The 16511-nt window shown below is 70.7% G+C and carries 15 protein-coding genes and 1 pseudogene; 13 read left to right on the top strand and 3 right to left on the bottom strand.

From position 1 onward, the window contains the following. Window positions 1–57: 57 nt before the first annotated feature. The 12 genes from glyA (at window position 58) to BJP40_RS07165 (ending at window position 11606) form a co-directional block, all read left to right on the top strand. On the top strand, window positions 58–1320 hold the full coding sequence (glyA, locus tag BJP40_RS07220) for a serine hydroxymethyltransferase (RefSeq protein ID WP_071265780.1): 1263 nt from the start codon (window positions 58–60) through the stop codon (window positions 1318–1320). 116 nt (window positions 1321–1436) lie between these two features. After that, window positions 1437–2792 carry an MraY family glycosyltransferase gene (locus tag BJP40_RS07215; protein ID WP_193097133.1) on the top strand — a complete coding sequence of 452 codons (1356 nt, stop codon included), beginning with the start codon at window positions 1437–1439 and terminating at the stop codon, window positions 2790–2792. A gap of 262 nt (window positions 2793–3054) precedes the next feature. Next, complete coding sequence (locus tag BJP40_RS07210; RefSeq protein WP_071265763.1) at window positions 3055–3498, top strand: hypothetical protein; 444 nt, start codon at window positions 3055–3057, stop codon at window positions 3496–3498. 200 nt (window positions 3499–3698) lie between these two features. Beyond that, on the top strand, window positions 3699–4529 hold the full coding sequence (gene atpB, locus BJP40_RS07205; protein WP_071265764.1) for a F0F1 ATP synthase subunit A: 831 nt from the start codon (window positions 3699–3701) through the stop codon (window positions 4527–4529). Window positions 4530–4606: 77 nt separating this feature from the next. Continuing rightward, complete coding sequence (gene atpE / locus BJP40_RS07200) at window positions 4607–4843, top strand: ATP synthase F0 subunit C (RefSeq protein WP_071265766.1); 237 nt, start codon at window positions 4607–4609, stop codon at window positions 4841–4843. A gap of 38 nt (window positions 4844–4881) precedes the next feature. Further along, the gene (locus BJP40_RS07195) at window positions 4882–5418 is read left to right on the top strand and encodes a F0F1 ATP synthase subunit B (protein WP_071265768.1); all 537 of its coding nucleotides are present in this window, start codon (window positions 4882–4884) and stop codon (window positions 5416–5418) included. Then, window positions 5415–6230 (top strand): F0F1 ATP synthase subunit delta, encoded by an 816-nt coding sequence (locus tag BJP40_RS07190; RefSeq protein ID WP_071265770.1) that lies wholly within the window; start codon window positions 5415–5417, stop codon window positions 6228–6230. The genes BJP40_RS07195 and BJP40_RS07190 overlap by 4 nt, the downstream gene beginning before the upstream one ends. Window positions 6231–6372: 142 nt before the next feature. After that, window positions 6373–7971 carry a F0F1 ATP synthase subunit alpha gene (gene atpA / locus BJP40_RS07185; RefSeq protein ID WP_071265772.1) on the top strand — a complete coding sequence of 533 codons (1599 nt, stop codon included), beginning with the start codon at window positions 6373–6375 and terminating at the stop codon, window positions 7969–7971. 20 nt (window positions 7972–7991) lie between these two features. Then, window positions 7992–8909, top strand: a complete 918-nt coding sequence (locus tag BJP40_RS07180; RefSeq protein WP_071265774.1) for a F0F1 ATP synthase subunit gamma — start codon at window positions 7992–7994, stop codon at window positions 8907–8909. After that, on the top strand, window positions 8909–10351 hold the full coding sequence (gene atpD, locus BJP40_RS07175) for a F0F1 ATP synthase subunit beta (protein ID WP_071265776.1): 1443 nt from the start codon (window positions 8909–8911) through the stop codon (window positions 10349–10351). Before BJP40_RS07180 ends, atpD begins: the two co-directional genes overlap by 1 nt. Window positions 10352–10599: 248 nt before the next feature. Then, entirely contained in the window at window positions 10600–10983 is a 384-nt protein-coding gene (locus BJP40_RS07170) for a F0F1 ATP synthase subunit epsilon (RefSeq protein WP_071265778.1), read from the top strand. A gap of 176 nt (window positions 10984–11159) precedes the next feature. Further along, complete coding sequence (locus BJP40_RS07165; protein WP_071267920.1) at window positions 11160–11606, top strand: DUF2550 domain-containing protein; 447 nt, start codon at window positions 11160–11162, stop codon at window positions 11604–11606. Window positions 11607–11734: 128 nt separating this feature from the next. Here the strand turns inward: BJP40_RS07165 and BJP40_RS07160 are convergent, their stop codons facing one another. The 3 genes from BJP40_RS07160 to BJP40_RS07150 form a co-directional block, all read right to left on the bottom strand. Then, entirely contained in the window at window positions 11735–13624 is a 1890-nt protein-coding gene (locus tag BJP40_RS07160; protein ID WP_071279532.1) for a glycoside hydrolase family 18 chitinase, read from the bottom strand. 120 nt (window positions 13625–13744) lie between these two features. Continuing rightward, the gene (locus tag BJP40_RS07155; protein ID WP_071279530.1) at window positions 13745–14437 is read right to left on the bottom strand and encodes a response regulator transcription factor; all 693 of its coding nucleotides are present in this window, start codon (window positions 14435–14437) and stop codon (window positions 13745–13747) included. Further along, a complete protein-coding gene (locus BJP40_RS07150; protein ID WP_371258607.1) occupies window positions 14434–15654 on the bottom strand; it encodes a sensor histidine kinase in 1221 nt (406 codons plus the stop codon). The genes BJP40_RS07155 and BJP40_RS07150 overlap by 4 nt, the downstream gene beginning before the upstream one ends. 144 nt (window positions 15655–15798) lie before the next feature. On the opposite strand from BJP40_RS07150, the pseudogene BJP40_RS07145 reads away from it, so the two are divergent. Beyond that, window positions 15799–16350, top strand: a pseudogene (locus tag BJP40_RS07145) (hypothetical protein); the annotation flags it as partial. Between the last annotated feature and the right edge of the window lie 161 nt (window positions 16351–16511).

Genomic DNA, 16511 nt, shown 5'->3' with positions numbered 1-16511 from the left:
CCGGGCCTATATTGGAGGACACGGGGGCCGGGTCGTCTGGTGTGCCTGGAGGCACTGATGTCGGTCACCGCTGGAGTCGGCGAGACACGCGCGTACGGGGCCGACCCCGAGGCGCTGCGCCGGCAGGACCCCGAGATCGCCGATGTGCTCGACGGCGAGGCACGTCGGCAGGAGGACTGCCTGCAACTGGTCGCCGCCGAGAACTTCACCTCGCCCGCCGTGCTCGCCGCGCTCGGGTCCCGGCTCGCCAACAAGTACGCCGAGGGCTATCCGGGCGCCCGCCACCACGGCGGCTGCGAGTACGCCGACGCCGCCGAGCGGATCGCCGTCGACCGGGCCCGCGCCCTGTTCGGCGCCGAGCACGCCAACGTGCAACCCCACTCCGGGGCCGCCGCCGTGCTCGCCGCCTACGCCGCCCTCCTGCGTCCCGGGGACACCGTCCTCGCCCTGGGCCTCGCGCACGGCGGGCACCTCACGCACGGCTCGCCGGCGAACTTCTCCGGCCGGTGGTTCGACTTCGTGCCGTACGGCGTCGACGCGGAGAGCGGGCTCGTCGACCACCACCAGGTCCGCGCCCTCGCCCACCAGCACCGCCCCAGGGCGATCGTCTGCGGGTCCATCGCGTACCCCCGCCACCTGGACTACGCGGCCTTCCGGGAGATCGCCGACGAGGTGGGCGCCGCCCTGATCGTCGACGCCGCCCACCCGATCGGGCTCGTCGCCGGGGGAGCGGCGCCCAACCCGGTGCCGTACGCCGACGTCGTGTGCGCCACCACCCACAAGGTGCTGCGCGGGCCGCGCGGAGGCATGCTGCTGTGCGGCGGGGAACTGGCCGGGCGGATCGACCGGGCCGTGTTCCCGTTCACCCAGGGCGGCGCCCAGATGCACACCATCGCCGCCAAGGCCGTGGCCTTCGGCGAGGCGGCGACCCCCGCCTTCGCGGCCTACGCCCGACAGGTCGTGGCCAACGCGCGCACCCTCGCCGCGGCGCTCGCCGCCCGCGGCTGCACGGTCACCACCGGCGGCACGGACACCCACCTCGTCACGGCGGATCCGGCGCCCCTCGGCGTCGACGGGCGGGCCGCGCGGACGCGCCTCGCGGCCGCCGGGATCGTGGTGGACACCTGTGCCCTGCCGCACGGCCACGCGCGCGGGATCCGCCTGGGGACGGCGGCGGTGACCACGCAGGGGATGGGGCCGGCCGAGATGGAGCGGACCGCGGAGCTGTTCGCGTCGGCCCTGAGGGGCCCGCAGGATCCGCCGGCCGTCCGGGAGGCGGTCCGTGAACTCGCCGCGGCCTTTCCCCCGTACCGGGGGTGAGAACCGCCCCCGAGCGCCCTTTCCCGGCCGGTCCGGAACCGCACGCCGCCCCGCGGTGTCCTCCACCACATGACCGGCGGGACTAGGGTGTGGGGCTGTGATGGCCAGCGATTCCTGTGGGGCAGCCCGTGCGTAACTACCTGCTGACGCTCTGCATCACGGCTGCGGTGACCTACCTCCTCACCGGGCCGGTGCGGAAGTTCGCCATTGCCTCCGGTGCGATGCCGGAGATCCGGGCCCGTGACGTGCACCGGGAGCCGACCCCCAGGCTCGGCGGCATCGCGATGTTCTTCGGGCTCTGCTCCGGCCTGCTGGTCGCGGACCACCTGGACCGGCTGAACAGCGTCTTCGCCCTGTCGAACGAGCCGCGCGCCCTGCTCTCCGGCGCCGCGCTGATCTGGCTGATCGGCGTCCTCGACGACAAGTTCGAGATCGACGCCCTGATCAAGCTCGGTGCGCAGATGATCGCCGCGGGCGTCATGGTCGTGCAGGGCCTGACGATCCTCTGGCTGCCCATCCCGGGCATCGGCACGGTCGGTCTGACCCAGGGCCAGGGCACGCTGCTGACGGTCGCGCTGGTGGTCCTCACCATCAACGCGGTGAACTTCGTCGACGGGCTGGACGGGCTGGCCGCCGGCATGGTCTGCATCGCCTCGGCCGCGTTCTTCCTCTACGCGTACCGGCTCTGGTTCGGGTACGGCATCGAGGCGGCCGCTCCGGCGACGCTCTTCGCGGCCGTGCTGATCGGGATGTGCCTGGGCTTCCTGCCGCACAACATGCACCCGGCGCGCATCTTCATGGGCGACTCCGGCTCCATGCTGATCGGCCTGGTGCTCGCCGCGTCGGCCATCTCCATCACCGGGCAGGTCGACCCGGACACGCTGAAGATCTTCGAGGGCGGCTCCACCCGGCAGGCCACCCACGCAGCGCTGCCGGTCTTCATCCCGCTGCTGCTGCCGCTGACCATCATCGCGATCCCGATGGCCGACCTGTTCCTGGCCATCGTGCGGCGCACCTGGAAGGGCCAGTCGCCGTTCGCCGCCGACCGGGGCCACCTGCACCACCGGCTCCTGGAGGTCGGCCACTCGCACAGCCGGGCCGTCTTCATCATGTACTTCTGGTCCGCGCTGATCGCCTTCGGGACGCTGATGTACTCGGTGCACTCCGCGTCCATGTGGATCATGCTGCCGATCGTGGCGCTCAGCGCCATCGGCCTGGTGCTGCTGCTCCTGCCCCGTTTCAAGCCGCGGGCGCCGCTGTGGGCCCAGTCGTTCGTGCCGCCCCGCTACCGCCGCCGCAGGTTCCGCAAGGGGTACGCGGCCGGCGGTCCGGAGGCCGGCGAGGGCGGGTCACCCGACGCGGACGCCGCGGCGGACGAGGACCTCCGGGTGCCGGTCGGCATCAACGGGGCGACCGCCATCGGGGCCCGTGCGCACCTCCCCGAACGACGGAAGGCCGGAACATCGAGTTGACGGAAGCAGCCTAGTCGGGGCATTACCAGACAAAGCCCACGCGTGTCGCGCACACACGCGCACTGTCCCTCTCATGTGTGAGTGTTGGCACACTTTCGGGTAAAGACCTCGCCAAAAAGTTTGTGATACCGTTCACGAGACCCGGGGACAGTTGGGTGGTCGTTGTGCGATGGCCTCTTGGCTCCGACGATTCGCCATCACACCGGGTCTAGCTTTGTCCATGACGACACGCCTGCCTGCCCTCAGTAGCGGAGACGCCGCCATGCCCCCCAGCGCCACCCGCGCACTTCTTCCGATGGTCGTACCCACGGCTGCCGTCGGTGTGCTCGCCATCGCCGTGAGCGCCCTGACGGCAGGAACGGAGGGCGCGATCGGCTCCGCGTTGGGCGCACTCGTCGTGCTGCTCTTCATGGCGCTCGGGCAGTTGGCGCTCCAGTACGTGGCCAAGGCCATGCCCCAGCTCTTCCAGGGCATGGGGCTGATGGTCTACTCCGTCCAGCTCGTCCTGCTGCTCGCTTTCGTCATGGCCGTCCGGGACACCACGCGGTTCGACCTCAAGGCGCTGGCGCTCACGCTCGTGACCGCGACGCTGGTGTGGGTCGCCGCACAGGCCCGGGCCCACATGAAGGCGCGGATCCCGTACGTCGAGCCCGTCGCGGAGGCCACGCACCGGCCGCGGGGTGCAGAGGTGCCCGATGAGAAGTAGGGGCGATATAAGCGTCCGCCAGCAGGGCTGCTATCGTCCGGTTCCAACTGCGGCACTGAGGGTGCGGGCAGATGAGCTGCCGCCGACCCCATCGCGAGGCTCCAGGCCTGTCCGCCGCCACCACCCCTGTAAGACCAGTCCGGTGCCGACCTGCGGCTGCCTGCCGCTCCGATACAACGAGGTTGCCGTAACCATGCGCCATGCAGAAGGAGCTCTTGGTGACTGCTGACGCCCAGACGCTCGCCTTCGAGGTCGACTGCCATCTGTTCCAGGATTGTGGCTTCCCCGCCCCTTCCGTGTGGTCGTTCATCTTCGAACCGATCTTTGAGATCGGCCCCGTCGAGTTCAACAAGCCGATGCTGCTGGCGATCATCGGCACCTTCGGCATCATCGCCTTCTTCTGGGCGGCCTTCGGCAACGCCAAGGTCGTGCCCGGCAAGCTGCAGATGGTCGCCGAGGCGCTCTACGAGTTCGTCCGGCAGGGCGTGGCCCGAGAGGTCATCGGGAAGAAGGGCGAGCCGTTCGTCCCGCTCCTGGTGTCCCTCTTCTTCTTCGTGTGGATGCTCAACCTCTGGGCACTGGTTCCGCTGGCCCAGTTCCCGGTGAGCTCCGTCATCGCCTATCCGGTCGGCCTCGCGCTGCTGGTGTGGATCACCTACATGACGGTCACCTTCCGCACCAACGGCCTCGTCGGCGGCTTCCGCAACCTCTGCGTGCCGAGCGGCCTCCCGAAGCCGATCTACGTGCTGCTGACGCCGCTCGAGTTCGTGTCGAACGTCTTCGTGCGCCCGTTCACGCTGGCCGTACGACTCTTCGCGAACATGTTCGCGGGCCACATCCTGATCCTGATCTTCACGATCGCCACGTGGTACATGCTCGGAACGGTCCTGGGCACCGTCTACGCCTCGGCCTCCTTCCTGATGACGCTCGTCCTCACGGTCTTCGAGCTGTTCATCCAGGCGCTGCAGGCCTACGTGTTCACCGTCCTGACCGCCACGTACCTGTCCCAGGCGCTCGAAGAAGCGCACTGAGGAAACAGCCACCCGGCTAACCCAAGACGTCCGGTGGACCACCAGCCACCGGCCCACCAAGAGAAGGAACCACGGACATGTCTGCTGCTCTCGAGACCCTCGCGGCCGTCAACGGCAACGTCGGCACCATCGGTTACGGCCTCGCCGCGATCGGCCCGGGTATCGGTATCGGCATCATCTTCGGCAACGGTGTGCAGGCCATCGCCCGCCAGCCCGAGGCGGCCGGCCTCATCCGCCAGAACATGCTGCTCGGCTTCGCTGTCGTCGAGGCCCTCGCCCTCATCGGCTTCGTCGTTCCGTTCATCGTCAAGTAACGGTCCGTACGCAGCCGTAACCGACGGAAAGGTCCATCATGTTGCATCTGGCAGCTGAAGAGCCGCAGATGCCGCTGCTCCCGGTCTGGCCCGAGATCGTCATCGGCCTGATCGCCTTCGGCATCGTCTTCGTCGTCTTCGCCAAGAAGCTCCTTCCGACGATCAACAAGGCTCTGGAAGAGCGCCGTGAAGCCATCGAAGGCTCCATGGAGAAGGCGGAGGCGGCACAGGTCGAGGCCCAGAGCGTCCTCGAGCAGTACCGGGCCCAGCTGGACGAGGCCCGCCACGAGGCCGCGCGTCTGCGGCAGGAGGCCCAGGAGCAGGGCGCCGCGATCATCGCCGAGATGAGGGCGGAAGGTCAGCGCCAGCGCGACGAGATCATCGCCACGGGCCACGCTCAGATCGAGCGCGAGCGCGCCGCCGCGGCCGCCGTGCTGCGGCAGGACGTCGGCAAGCTGGCGACCGGCCTCGCCGGCAAGCTGGTCGGCGAGTCCCTGGAGGACCACGCCCGCCAGAGCCGGGTCATCGACAGCTTCCTCGGCGAGCTCGAGGAGAAGGCCGAGGCCGCCCGATGAACGGAGCGAGCCGCGAGGCACTGGCTGCCGCGCGCGAGCGCCTCGACGCGCTGACCGACAACACGTCGGTCGACGCGGCGAAGCTCGCCGGGGAGCTGGCCGCCGTCACCGCGCTGCTCGACCGCGAGGTGTCGCTGCGTCGGGTCCTCACCGACCCGGCGCAGGCCGGAGAGGCCAAGGCCGACCTGGCCACGCGACTGCTGAGCGGTCAGGTGGGCGGCGAGACCGTCGACCTGGTCTCCGGCATGGTCCGCGCCCGCTGGTCCCAGTCGCGCGACCTGGTCGACGCGGTCGAGGAGCTGGCGAGCACCGCGGAGCTCACCGCGGCGCAGGGCGCCGGCACGCTCGACGACGTGGAGGACGAGCTGTTCCGGTTCAGCCGGATCGTCGCCTCCCACTCCGAGCTGCGTGCCGCGCTCACCGACCGGACCGCCACGGCCACCGCGAAGGGCGAGCTGCTGCGCGGCCTCCTCGGCGGCAGGGCGAACCCGGTCACCGAGCGCCTGATCGTCCGCCTGGCCACCCAGCCCCGAGGACGTAGCCTGGAGGGGGGCCTCGAGTCCCTGTCCAAGCTCGCCGCGGCGCGGCGTGACCGGATGGTCGCGGTCGTCACCTCGGCGGTGCCGCTCAGCGACCAGCAGAAGCAGCGTCTCGGCGCGGTGCTGGCCAAGCTGTACGGCCGGCAGATGCACCTCAACCTGGACGTGGACCCGGAGGTCCTCGGCGGGATCAGCGTGCGCGTCGGCGACGAGGTCATCGACGGCACCATCGCCAGCCGCCTCGACGAGGCGTCCCGGCGACTGGCGGGCTGACGCCCCGGCGTACCAGCTCGGCAAATCAAAGAAGCGTGACCTACGGCCCGGTTGGGCCGTGCACAGGATGCAGAAGTTCTGGGGGGAGCCCCCAGACCCCCCAAGAAGACTTCGGGCCCAACAAGGAGAGCAGGGAACCCAGATGGCGGAGCTCACGATCCGGCCGGAGGAGATCCGGGACGCACTGGAGAACTTCGTCCAGTCGTACAAGCCGGACGCGGCCTCGCGCGAGGAGGTCGGTACGGTCAGCCTCGCCGGCGACGGCATCGCCAAGGTCGAGGGACTGCCCTCGACCATGGCCAACGAGCTGCTGAAGTTCGAGGACGGCACCCTCGGTCTCGCCCTCAACCTCGAGGAGCGCGAGATCGGTGCGATCGTCCTCGGTGAGTTCAGCGGCATCGAAGAGGGCCAGTCGGTCCAGCGCACCGGCGAGGTCCTGTCCGTCCCCGTCGGCGAGGGTTACCTGGGTCGCGTCGTCGACCCGCTCGGCAACCCGATCGACGGCCTCGGCGAGATCGAGACGTCCGGTCGCCGTGCCCTCGAACTGCAGGCCCCCACGGTCATGCAGCGCAAGTCGGTGCACGAGCCCATGGAGACCGGCTACAAGGCCGTCGACGCCATGACCCCGATCGGCCGCGGTCAGCGTCAGCTGATCATCGGCGACCGCCAGACCGGCAAGACCGCCCTGGCCGTCGACACGATCATCAACCAGCGCGACAACTGGCGCACCGGCGACCCGAAGAAGCAGGTCCGCTGCATCTACGTCGCCATCGGCCAGAAGGGCTCCACCATCGCGTCCGTCCGCGGCGCGCTGGAGGAGGCCGGCGCCCTGGAGTACACGACCATCGTCGCCGCCCCGGCGTCCGACCCGGCCGGCTTCAAGTACCTGGCGCCCTACACCGGCTCCGCCATCGGTCAGCAGTGGATGTACGAGGGCAAGCACGTCCTCATCGTCTTCGACGACCTGTCGAAGCAGGCCGACGCGTACCGCGCCGTGTCGCTGCTCCTGCGCCGCCCGCCGGGCCGCGAGGCCTACCCGGGTGACGTCTTCTACCTGCACTCCCGCCTGCTGGAGCGCTGCGCGAAGCTCTCCGACGAGATGGGTGCCGGTTCGATGACCGGTCTGCCGATCGTCGAGACCAAGGCGAACGACGTGTCGGCGTTCATTCCGACCAACGTCATCTCCATCACCGACGGCCAGTGCTTCCTGGAGTCCGACCTGTTCAACGCCGGTCAGCGCCCGGCCCTGAACGTCGGTATCTCGGTCTCCCGTGTCGGTGGCTCCGCCCAGCACAAGGCGATGAAGCAGGTCTCCGGCCGCCTCCGTGTGGACCTGGCCCAGTTCCGTGAGCTGGAGGCGTTCGCCGCCTTCGGTTCCGACCTGGACGCCGCTTCGAAGGCCGCCCTGGAGCGTGGCAAGCGCATGGTGGAGCTGCTGAAGCAGGCGCAGTACCAGCCCATGTCGACCGAGAACCAGGTCGTCTCCGTCTGGGCCGGCACCACCGGCAAGATGGACGACGTGCCGGTCGAGGACATCCGCCGCTTCGAGAGCGAGCTGCTGGACTACCTGCACCGCGAGCACAAGTCGCTCATGACGTCGATCCGCGAGGGCGGCAAGATGTCGGACGACACGCTCGACAAGGTCGCGGAGTGCATCGGCTCCTTCAAGAAGCAGTTCGAGACGTCGGACGGCAAGCTGCTCGGCGAAGACGCCCCGGCCGCCGTCAACGTCTCGAAGTGACGACGGAAGGGACCTGATCCATGGGAGCCCAGCTCCGGGTCTACAAGCGTCGGATCAAGTCGGTCACGGCGACCAAGAAGATCACCAAGGCGATGGAGATGATCTCCGCCTCGCGCATCGTCAAGGCGCAGCGTAAGGTGGCGGCCTCCACGCCGTACGCGACCGAGCTGACCCGCGCGGTCACCGCGGTGGCGACCGGCTCGAACGCCAAGCACCCGCTGACCACGGAGGCGGAGAACCCGACCCGCGCCGCGGTGCTGCTCCTCACGAGCGACCGCGGTCTGGCCGGCGGCTACTCCTCCAACGCCATCAAGGCGGCGGGCGTCCTGACCGAGCGGCTGCGCGGTGAGGGCAAGGAGGTCGACACCTACATCGTCGGCCGCAAGGGTGTCGCCTACTACGGCTTCCGTGAGATGCCGGTCACGGACTCGTGGACCGGTTTCACCGACAACCCGTCGTACGCGGACGCCAAGAAGGTCGCGGCGCCGCTGATCGAGGCGATCGAGAAGGACACGGCGCAGGGGGGTGTGGACGAGCTCCACATCGTCTTCACCGAGTTCGTGTCGATGCTGACGCAGACGCCGGTCGACAACCGGCTGCTGCCCCTCAGCCTCTCCGAGGCCGAGGACGGCGAGGGCGCGAAGAAGGAACTGCTGCCGCTGTTCGACTTCGAGCCGTCGGCGGAGGACGTCCTGGACGCCCTCATGCCCCGGTACGTCGAGAGCCGGATCTACAACGCCCTGCTGCAGGCGGCCGCGTCCGAGCACGCGGCCCGCCGCAAGGCGATGAAGTCCGCGACGGACAACGCGGGTGAACTGATCAACACGTACACCCGTCTTGCCAACCAGGCCCGCCAGGCCGAAATCACCCAGGAAATCAGCGAGATCGTCGGTGGCGCGAGCGCCCTGGCCGACGCGACCGCGGGGAGTGACAAGTAATGACGACCACTGTTGAGACGGCCACGGCGACTGGCCGCGTCGCCCGGGTCATCGGCCCGGTCGTCGACGTGGAGTTCCCCGTCGACGCGATGCCGGAGATCTACAACGCGCTGCACGTCGATGTGGCCGACCCGGCCAACCCCGGCAGCACCCGGACCCTGACCCTGGAGGTCGCCCAGCACCTCGGTGAGGGCCTGGTCCGTACGATCGCGATGCAGCCGACCGACGGCCTGGTCCGCCAGGCCCCGGTCGTCGACACCGGCAACGGCATCACCGTCCCGGTCGGCGACTTCACCAAGGGTAAGGTGTTCAACACCCTCGGTGAGGTGCTGAATGAGCCGGAGGCCAACGGCCAGGAGACCGAGCGCTGGGCGATCCACCGCAAGGCCCCCGCCTTCGACCAGCTCGAGTCCAAGACCGAGATGTTCGAGACCGGCCTGAAGGTCGTCGACCTCCTCACCCCGTACGTCAAGGGTGGAAAGATCGGTCTGTTCGGTGGTGCCGGTGTCGGCAAGACCGTGCTGATCCAGGAAATGATCATGCGTGTCGCCAACCTCCACGAGGGCGTCTCCGTCTTCGCGGGCGTCGGCGAGCGCACCCGTGAGGGCAACGACCTCATCGCGGAGATGGAGGAGTCCGGCGTCCTCGACAAGACGGCGCTGGTCTTCGGCCAGATGGACGAGCCCCCGGGTACCCGTCTGCGCGTCGCCCTGGCCGGTCTGACGATGGCGGAGTACTTCCGCGACGTCCAGAAGCAGGACGTGCTGTTCTTCATCGACAACATCTTCCGCTTCACCCAGGCCGGTTCCGAGGTGTCCACCCTGCTCGGCCGCATGCCGTCCGCGGTGGGTTACCAGCCGAACCTGGCCGACGAGATGGGTCTCCTCCAGGAGCGCATCACGTCGACCCGCGGTCACTCGATCACCTCGATGCAGGCGATCTACGTCCCCGCCGACGACCTGACCGACCCGGCCCCGGCCACCACCTTCGCCCACCTCGACGCGACGACGGTTCTCTCCCGTCCGATCTCCGAGAAGGGCATCTACCCGGCCGTGGACCCGCTGGACTCCACGTCCCGCATCCTGGACCCTCGCTACATCGCGAAGGACCACTACGAGACGGCGATGCGCGTCAAGGGGATCCTGCAGAAGTACAAGGACCTCCAGGACATCATCGCGATCCTCGGTATCGACGAGCTGGGCGAAGAGGACAAGCTGGTCGTCCACCGCGCCCGTCGTGTCGAGCGCTTCCTGTCCCAGAACACCCACGCGGCGAAGCAGTTCACCGGCGTGGACGGTTCGGACGTTCCGCTGGACGAGTCCATCGCCGCGTTCAACGCGATCTGCGACGGTGAGTTCGACCACTTCCCGGAGCAGGCGTTCTTCATGTGCGGTGGTCTCGAGGACCTGAAGAACAACGCGAAGGAGCTCGGCGTCTCCTGACGCCGGTGCCTTCCGAAGGGGGCGGGCCGGCCCCGCCCCCTTCACCATGCACAGCCGGGGACCCGTCCCCGCCCCCCCCGGGGACCCGCGTCCCCGGGCGGGCGGCCGGTCCCGTCGTGCGCAGCCGTCCCTCCCCGCGAGCCCGCTCCGGGGCGGGGGCGTCCGCCCACAACAGGACCTGCTGCCCTACTAGACTTGTGACCCAACACCCGGCACATCCCGCCGGGTGGTGACCCGAGGAGCCACCCTTGGCTGCTGAGCTGCACGTCGAGCTGGTCGCCGCGGACCGGAGTGTCTGGTCCGGCGAGGCCACCCTGGTCATCGCGCGCACCACCTCCGGCGACATCGGCGTCATGCCCGGGCACCAGCCGCTGCTCGGTGTGCTGGAGTCGGGCCCGGTGACCATCCGTACGAGTGACGGCGGAACGGTCGTCGCCGCGGTGCACGGCGGTTTCATCACCTTCGCCGACGACAAGCTGTCGCTGCTGGCGGAGATCGCCGAGCTCGCGGAGGAGATCGACACCCAGCGCGCCGAGCGCGCGCTGGAGCGCGCCAAGTCGGACGCGGACGCCGCCGCCGAGCGGCGCGCCGAGATCCGACTGCGCGCGGTGACGGCGGCGGCGGCGCGCTGACCGGCGCACCACCGCGGACGTACGTCGCCGGCCCGTCCCGCACCGCGGGGCGGGCCGGCACCCCTCAGCCGCGGCCCGGGCTGGATTCTCCAGACCGGGCCGCGGCTGAGGCGATGCAGGTGGCAGATTGGTACCGGACGTATCCGTAACGGGGAGAAGCGAGGAGGTCGGTGGAGATGGTCCTCGCTCTGCTGCTGAGCGCACTGGTCGTCGCACTGGTGGTGATCGGACTCTTCATGTTCGGTCTGCGTCGGCGGCTCATCCAGCGTTCCGGTGGCACCTTCGACTGCAGCCTGCGCTGGAACGTCCCCGAGGGCGGCGACGCCTCCGGCAAGGGCTGGGTGTACGGCGTCGCCCGCTACAGCGGTGACCGGATCGGGTGGTTCCGGGTCTTCTCGTACGCGCCGAGGCCGCGCCGGGTGCTGGACCGCGACGCCATCGAGGTGCTCGCCCGCCGGATGCCGGAGGGCGAGGAGGAGCTGGCGCTGTTGTCGGACTCCGTGGTGCTCGGCTGCCTGCACCAGGGCGTGAGGCTGGAACTGGCGATGAGCGAGGACGCGCTCACGGGTTTCCTGGCCTGGCTGGAGGCGGCGCCCCCCGGACAGCGGGTCAACGTGGCGTAGTACCGCGGACCCGGTGTGCGCCGGCCCCGCCGCGGGCCGTACGCCCCGTGGGCATCCGCGCTCCCGTACGGATCGGGCCGCACCCTCCGCGAGGGTGCGGCCCGATGTGGTCTCAGGTCCGCTGGGGACTAGTTGAGACCGGTGTGGATCGCGCTGACGAGCTCACCGTTGCTGGTGTCACCGCTGAACTCCCAGAAGAACGCGCCGCCCAGGCCCTGGTTGTTCGCCCAGGCCATCTTGGACAGGATCGTCTGCGGGGTGTCGTAGCTCCACCAGTTGGTGCCGCAGTGCGCGTACGCGGTGCCGGCGACGGTGCCGTTCGCCGGGCAGGTGGCCTTGAGGACCTTGTAGTCCTCGATGCCCTGCTCGTACGTGCCGGCCGCCGGGCCGGTGGCGGTGCCGCCCGGCTCCTTCTGGGTCACGCCGGTCCAGCCGCGCCCGTAGAAGCCGATGCCGAGCAGGAGCTTCTCGGACGGGACGCCCTTGGCCTTCAGCTTGGCGATGGCCTCGGCGGAGTTGAAGCCCTGCTGCGGGATGCCCGCGTAGGAGGTGAGCGGGGAGTGCGGGGCCGTCGGGCCCTTGGCCGCCCACGCGCCGAAGAAGTCGTACGTCATCACGTTGTACCAGTCGACGTACTGCGCGGCCGGGCCGTAGTCGGCGGCGTCGATCTTGCCGCCGGCCGAGGCGTCGGCGGTGATCGCCGCGGTGACCAGGTTGTTCGGACCGAACGTGGCCCGCATGGACTTCATCATCTTGGACATGGCGTTCTGGCCGCTGGTGTCGCAGGTCAGACCGCAGGCGTTCGGGTACTCCCAGTCCAGGTCGATGCCGTCGAAGACGTCGGCCCAGCGCGGGTCCTCCACCAGGTCGTAGCAGGACTTGGCGAAGGCGTCCGGGTTCTGGATCGCCTGGCCGAAGCCGCCGGACCAGGTCCAGCCGCCGAAGGACCACAGCACCTTGATGTGCGGGTACTTCGCCTTCAGCTTGCGCAGCTGGTTGAAGTTGCCGCGCAGCGGCTGGTCCCAGGTGTCGGCGACGCCGTCGACGGACTGGGCGGCGGTGTACGCCTTGTCGTAGTCGGCGTAGGCGTCGCCGATGGTGCACTTGCCGCCCTGGACGTTGCCGAAGGCGTAGTTGATGTGCGTGATCTTCTCGGCCGAGCCCGACGTCACGAGGTTCTTGACGTGGTAGTTGCGCCCGTAGACGCCCCAGTTGGTGAAGTAGCCGAGGTTGACCTTGGAGGAGGGGCCGGGGCCGGGGCCACCGTCGCCGCCCGTGGTGCGGACCGCGACCGAGCCGCTGACCGCGCCGGTCTGGTCGGCGGTGTCACGGGCCTGGACGGCGTACGAGTAGTCGGTGCCCGCGGTGAGGCCCGAGTCGGTGTAGGTCAGGCCGGTCACCGTGGCGACCTTGGCGCCGTCGCGCAGGACGTCGTAGTTCTTGACGCCCTTGTCGTCGGTGGCCGCGGTCCAGCTCAGCTTGACCGAGGTGTCGGTGATGCCGGAGGCGCTCGGGGTGCCGGGCGCGGAGGGCGGCGTGTCGCCGGGCTCGCTCGGGCCGCCGTCGCAGGACCCGCCGTTCAGCTTGCAGCCGGACGGGGAGCCGGAGCCGGTGCCGTTGAAGCCGAAGGTGACGGAGGCGCCCGGGGCGAGGGTGCCGTTCCAGGTCTTGTTCTTGGCGGTCCAGTGGGTGCCGCTGTTCGTGACGTCGGCGTCCCAGGCGGAGGTGACGGAGGTGCCCGAGGGGAAGTCCCACTCGACGGTCCAGGAGCTGAGGGTGGTGGTGCCGGTGTTCTTCACCGTCCACTTGCCCTCGAAGCCGCTGCCCCAGTCCTGGGTCTTGGTGTAGGTGGCGGTGGCCGACGCGGCGGCCTGGGCGGGTGTGGCGAGGCCGACCAGTGCGGCCAGCGGAAGCAGGAGTGCGGTGGCTCCGGCCGTGGCTCTGGCCAGGAGTCCTGATCTGCGCGGTGGTGCTTGAGTGCTCGTGCTCACGGTGCTCCTCAAGAGGGGGACGGACATGGTGGGGGTCCGTGCGTCCATGACAAGGTGCGCGCCGCGAGCGTAGGAAGGTCTGGACCAATCGTCAATAGGTCCAGACCAGTTGTGGTGAGACGGGGACGGCTGGTTTGCGCGGGTCGCTCAGGGCCGGTCGTCGCTCTCCGTCCCGACGCCCAACTCCTGCGCCAGCACCGCCGCCTGCACCCGGCTGCGCAGCCCCAGCTTGTTCAGCAACCGGCTGACGTGCGTCTTCACCGTGGCCTCCGCCATGTCGAGGCGCACCGCGACCTGCGCGTTCGACAGGCCCTCCCCGAGGCAGGCGAGGACCTCCCGCTCACGCCGGGTGAGCGGGTCGAGAACGGCCGGATCGGGTGCGTTCGCCGCGCGCACGGGTCGGCCGGCGGGCGCCGCGAACTCCGCGATCAGACGGCGCGTGACCGCCGGCGCGATCAGCCCCTCGCCGCGTGCCACGGTCCGCACCGCCTCGACGAGGTCCCGTGCCTCCGTGTTCTTCAGCAGGAACCCGGAGGCGCCGGCCCGCAGCGCGCCGAACACGTACGCGTCCAGGTCGAAGGTGGTGAGGACCAGCACGTCCGCCAGGCCCTCCGCGACCACCCGGCGCGTCGCCTCCACCCCGTCCAGCAGCGGCATCTGCACGTCCATGAGGACCACGTCGGGCCGCAGGTCCCGGGCCAGCCGCACGGCGGCCTCGCCGTCGCCCGCCTCGCCGACCACCTCGATGTCGGGCGCGCTGCGCAGGATGAGGACCAGTCCGGCCCGCACGGACCTCTGGTCCTCCGCGACGAGCACCCGGATGCTGCTGCTGGACGTCATGCCGACGGCTCCTTGTCGTCCTTCCGCACGGGCAGCACGGCCCGCACCCGCCAGATCCTGCCGCCCCCGGTGGCGTCGGCGGGGCCCGCCTCGAACACGCCGCCCAGCAGGGCCGCACGCTCCCGCATGCCGACCAGCCCGGCGCCCGACCCGGGGGCGCGCGGGCCGTCCGGGGCGGCCTCGCCGTGGACGCTCGTCACCTGCACGGTCAGCGCCTCGTCGGTGCGGTCGAGCGCCACCGCCACGGTGCCGGGCGCAGCGTGCTTGAGCGCGTTGGTGAGGGACTCCTGCACGATGCGGTAAGCCGCTAGCTCCACCGGCGCGGGCAGCGGCGCACCCCCGTCCTGCGGCGGCGGCCCGTCCCACGCGAACGCCAGCCCCCCGGCCGTGCCCGCCGTCTCCGCCTGCCGCACCAGCGCACCGATCCCGGCCAGGGTGGGCGCGGGCGCGGGCTCCTCGTGCCCCGCGCCCTCCCTGAGGAGGGTGATCAGCCGGCGCATCTCGGCCAGGCCCTCGACGCTGTTCTCCCGGATCACCCCCATCGCCTCCCGGGTGGTGGCCGGGTCGTCCAGGGACAGCGCGGCCGTCGAGTGGATCGCGATGGCCGACAGGTGCCCCGCCACCATGTCGTGCAGCTCCCGGGCCATCCGGGCGCGTTCGGCGACCACGGCCTCCCGGCGGTCCATCTCCGCGAGCAGCGCGGTCTGTTCGGCGCGCAGCCGGGCCGCGTCGGCGGCCTCCCGGTGGGCCCGGACGATCGCGCCGGTCGCGGCGGGCGCGAACGACACCAGGCCCGTCAGCACCCCCACCAGCAGTCCCTCCGGCTCCTGCCACCAGGCCAGGAACCCCAGCGACACGCCCACGGTGATCAGCCCCGTGGTGACCGGGATCCGGCGGGCGGAGGCGGGCGTGCCGTACACCACCGCCGCGTACACCAGGTCGGTGAACATCAGGACGGTCGCGATGTTGCCCCGGGTGAGCTGGTCCGCGACGAGGGCGAGCGTGCCGACCAGCAGGGCCGTCCTGGGCAGCGTCCGGCGCACCAGCTCCAGGCCCGCGACGACGAGAAGCGGGACGAGCATCAGCCAGTCCGAGTGGAACACCGCGTGCTGCGGGCCCTGCATGTGCAGTCCGAGCCTCCACAGCAGCAGACCCAGCGCCAGTCCGACGGCGGACATCAGGACGTCGTGGCGGTGCGGGGGCCGGGGCAGTGTCACGGCACCCATCCAACACGGCCCGGCCCGCGGGGTCGTCCCCGGCCGGTCCGAGCCGCCCGTACATCGAAAGGTGCAGTGGCGCCCGGCGCGTTCTCGTCATCACCGACGACGCGGGGCAGCACCCGGCCCGGCAGGCTGGACGGCATGGTGCTGACACTGATCCTGGTGTGCGAGGTCGGCTTCTGGGTGCTCCTGGCGGCCGGTCTCGCGACCCGCTACCTGCTGCGGATGCCGAAGACGGGCGCGGCGCTGCTGCTGTGCGAACCGCTCCTGGAGGTCGTGCTGCTGGTCGCCACGGCGGTGGACCTGCGCGGCGGCGCCGAGCCGAGCTGGCATCACGGCCTGGCCGCGCTGTACATCGGCTACACCGTCGGGCACGGGCACCGGACCGTGAAGTGGCTCGACGGTCACGCCGCGCACCGCTTCGGCGGGGCGCCCCGCCCGGTGGGCCCGCCCCGCTACGGCATGGCCCGCGCCCGCCACGAGGGCCGGGTCTGGCTCGGCACGGTGGTGGGGGCGTCCGTGGCGACGGTGCTGCTGTGGGCCGCGATCCGGTACGTCGGCGACCCCGGGCGTGTGGGGCCGCTGGAGAGCTGGATGGGCGGGGCGTGGCGCGCGGCCGGCATCCACGGGCTGATCGCCCTGACGTACGTGGTCTGGCCCAAGAAGGCACCTGGGGAGACCGGTGCTCCCGAGCAGCCGGCGGTCGCAGCCGCCCCGGACGCCGTGGACCCCGCGGAGGCCCGCGGGACCGCAGGCCGCCCGGGGGCGTGCGAAGGGCAGCCGCCCGCCGCCGGGCACACCCGGGCGTCGGCCGCGGTCCCGGCGCGCGCCCCGCGCCCCGCCGACGCCGCGGG

Origin of the sequence: Streptomyces sp. CC53 (genome assembly GCF_001865245.1) — a bacterium.
Taxonomy (GTDB): Bacteria; Actinomycetota; Actinomycetes; order Streptomycetales; family Streptomycetaceae; genus Streptomyces.
The sequence above is the reverse complement of the archived record's forward strand: the minus strand, read 5'-3'. Positions and strand labels throughout refer to the sequence as shown.

Excerpts from the sequence above, each read along its gene's own strand:
- glyA (WP_071265780.1), top strand. The coding sequence starts at position 58 with ATGTCGGTCACCGCTGGAGTCGGCGAGACACGCGCGTACGGGGCCGAC.
- BJP40_RS07210 (WP_071265763.1), top strand. The coding sequence starts at position 3,055 with ATGCCCCCCAGCGCCACCCGCGCACTTCTTCCGATGGTCGTACCCACG.
- atpB (WP_071265764.1), top strand. The coding sequence starts at position 3,699 with ATGCAGAAGGAGCTCTTGGTGACTGCTGACGCCCAGACGCTCGCCTTC.
- atpE (WP_071265766.1), top strand. The coding sequence starts at position 4,607 with ATGTCTGCTGCTCTCGAGACCCTCGCGGCCGTCAACGGCAACGTCGGC.
- BJP40_RS07195 (WP_071265768.1), top strand. The coding sequence starts at position 4,882 with ATGTTGCATCTGGCAGCTGAAGAGCCGCAGATGCCGCTGCTCCCGGTC.
- BJP40_RS07190 (WP_071265770.1), top strand. The coding sequence starts at position 5,415 with ATGAACGGAGCGAGCCGCGAGGCACTGGCTGCCGCGCGCGAGCGCCTC.
- atpA (WP_071265772.1), top strand. The coding sequence starts at position 6,373 with ATGGCGGAGCTCACGATCCGGCCGGAGGAGATCCGGGACGCACTGGAG.
- BJP40_RS07180 (WP_071265774.1), top strand. The coding sequence starts at position 7,992 with ATGGGAGCCCAGCTCCGGGTCTACAAGCGTCGGATCAAGTCGGTCACG.
- atpD (WP_071265776.1), top strand. The coding sequence starts at position 8,909 with ATGACGACCACTGTTGAGACGGCCACGGCGACTGGCCGCGTCGCCCGG.
- BJP40_RS07165 (WP_071267920.1), top strand. The coding sequence starts at position 11,160 with ATGGTCCTCGCTCTGCTGCTGAGCGCACTGGTCGTCGCACTGGTGGTG.
- BJP40_RS07160 (WP_071279532.1), bottom strand. The coding sequence starts at position 13,624 with ATGTCCGTCCCCCTCTTGAGGAGCACCGTGAGCACGAGCACTCAAGCA.
- BJP40_RS07155 (WP_071279530.1), bottom strand. The coding sequence starts at position 14,437 with ATGACGTCCAGCAGCAGCATCCGGGTGCTCGTCGCGGAGGACCAGAGG.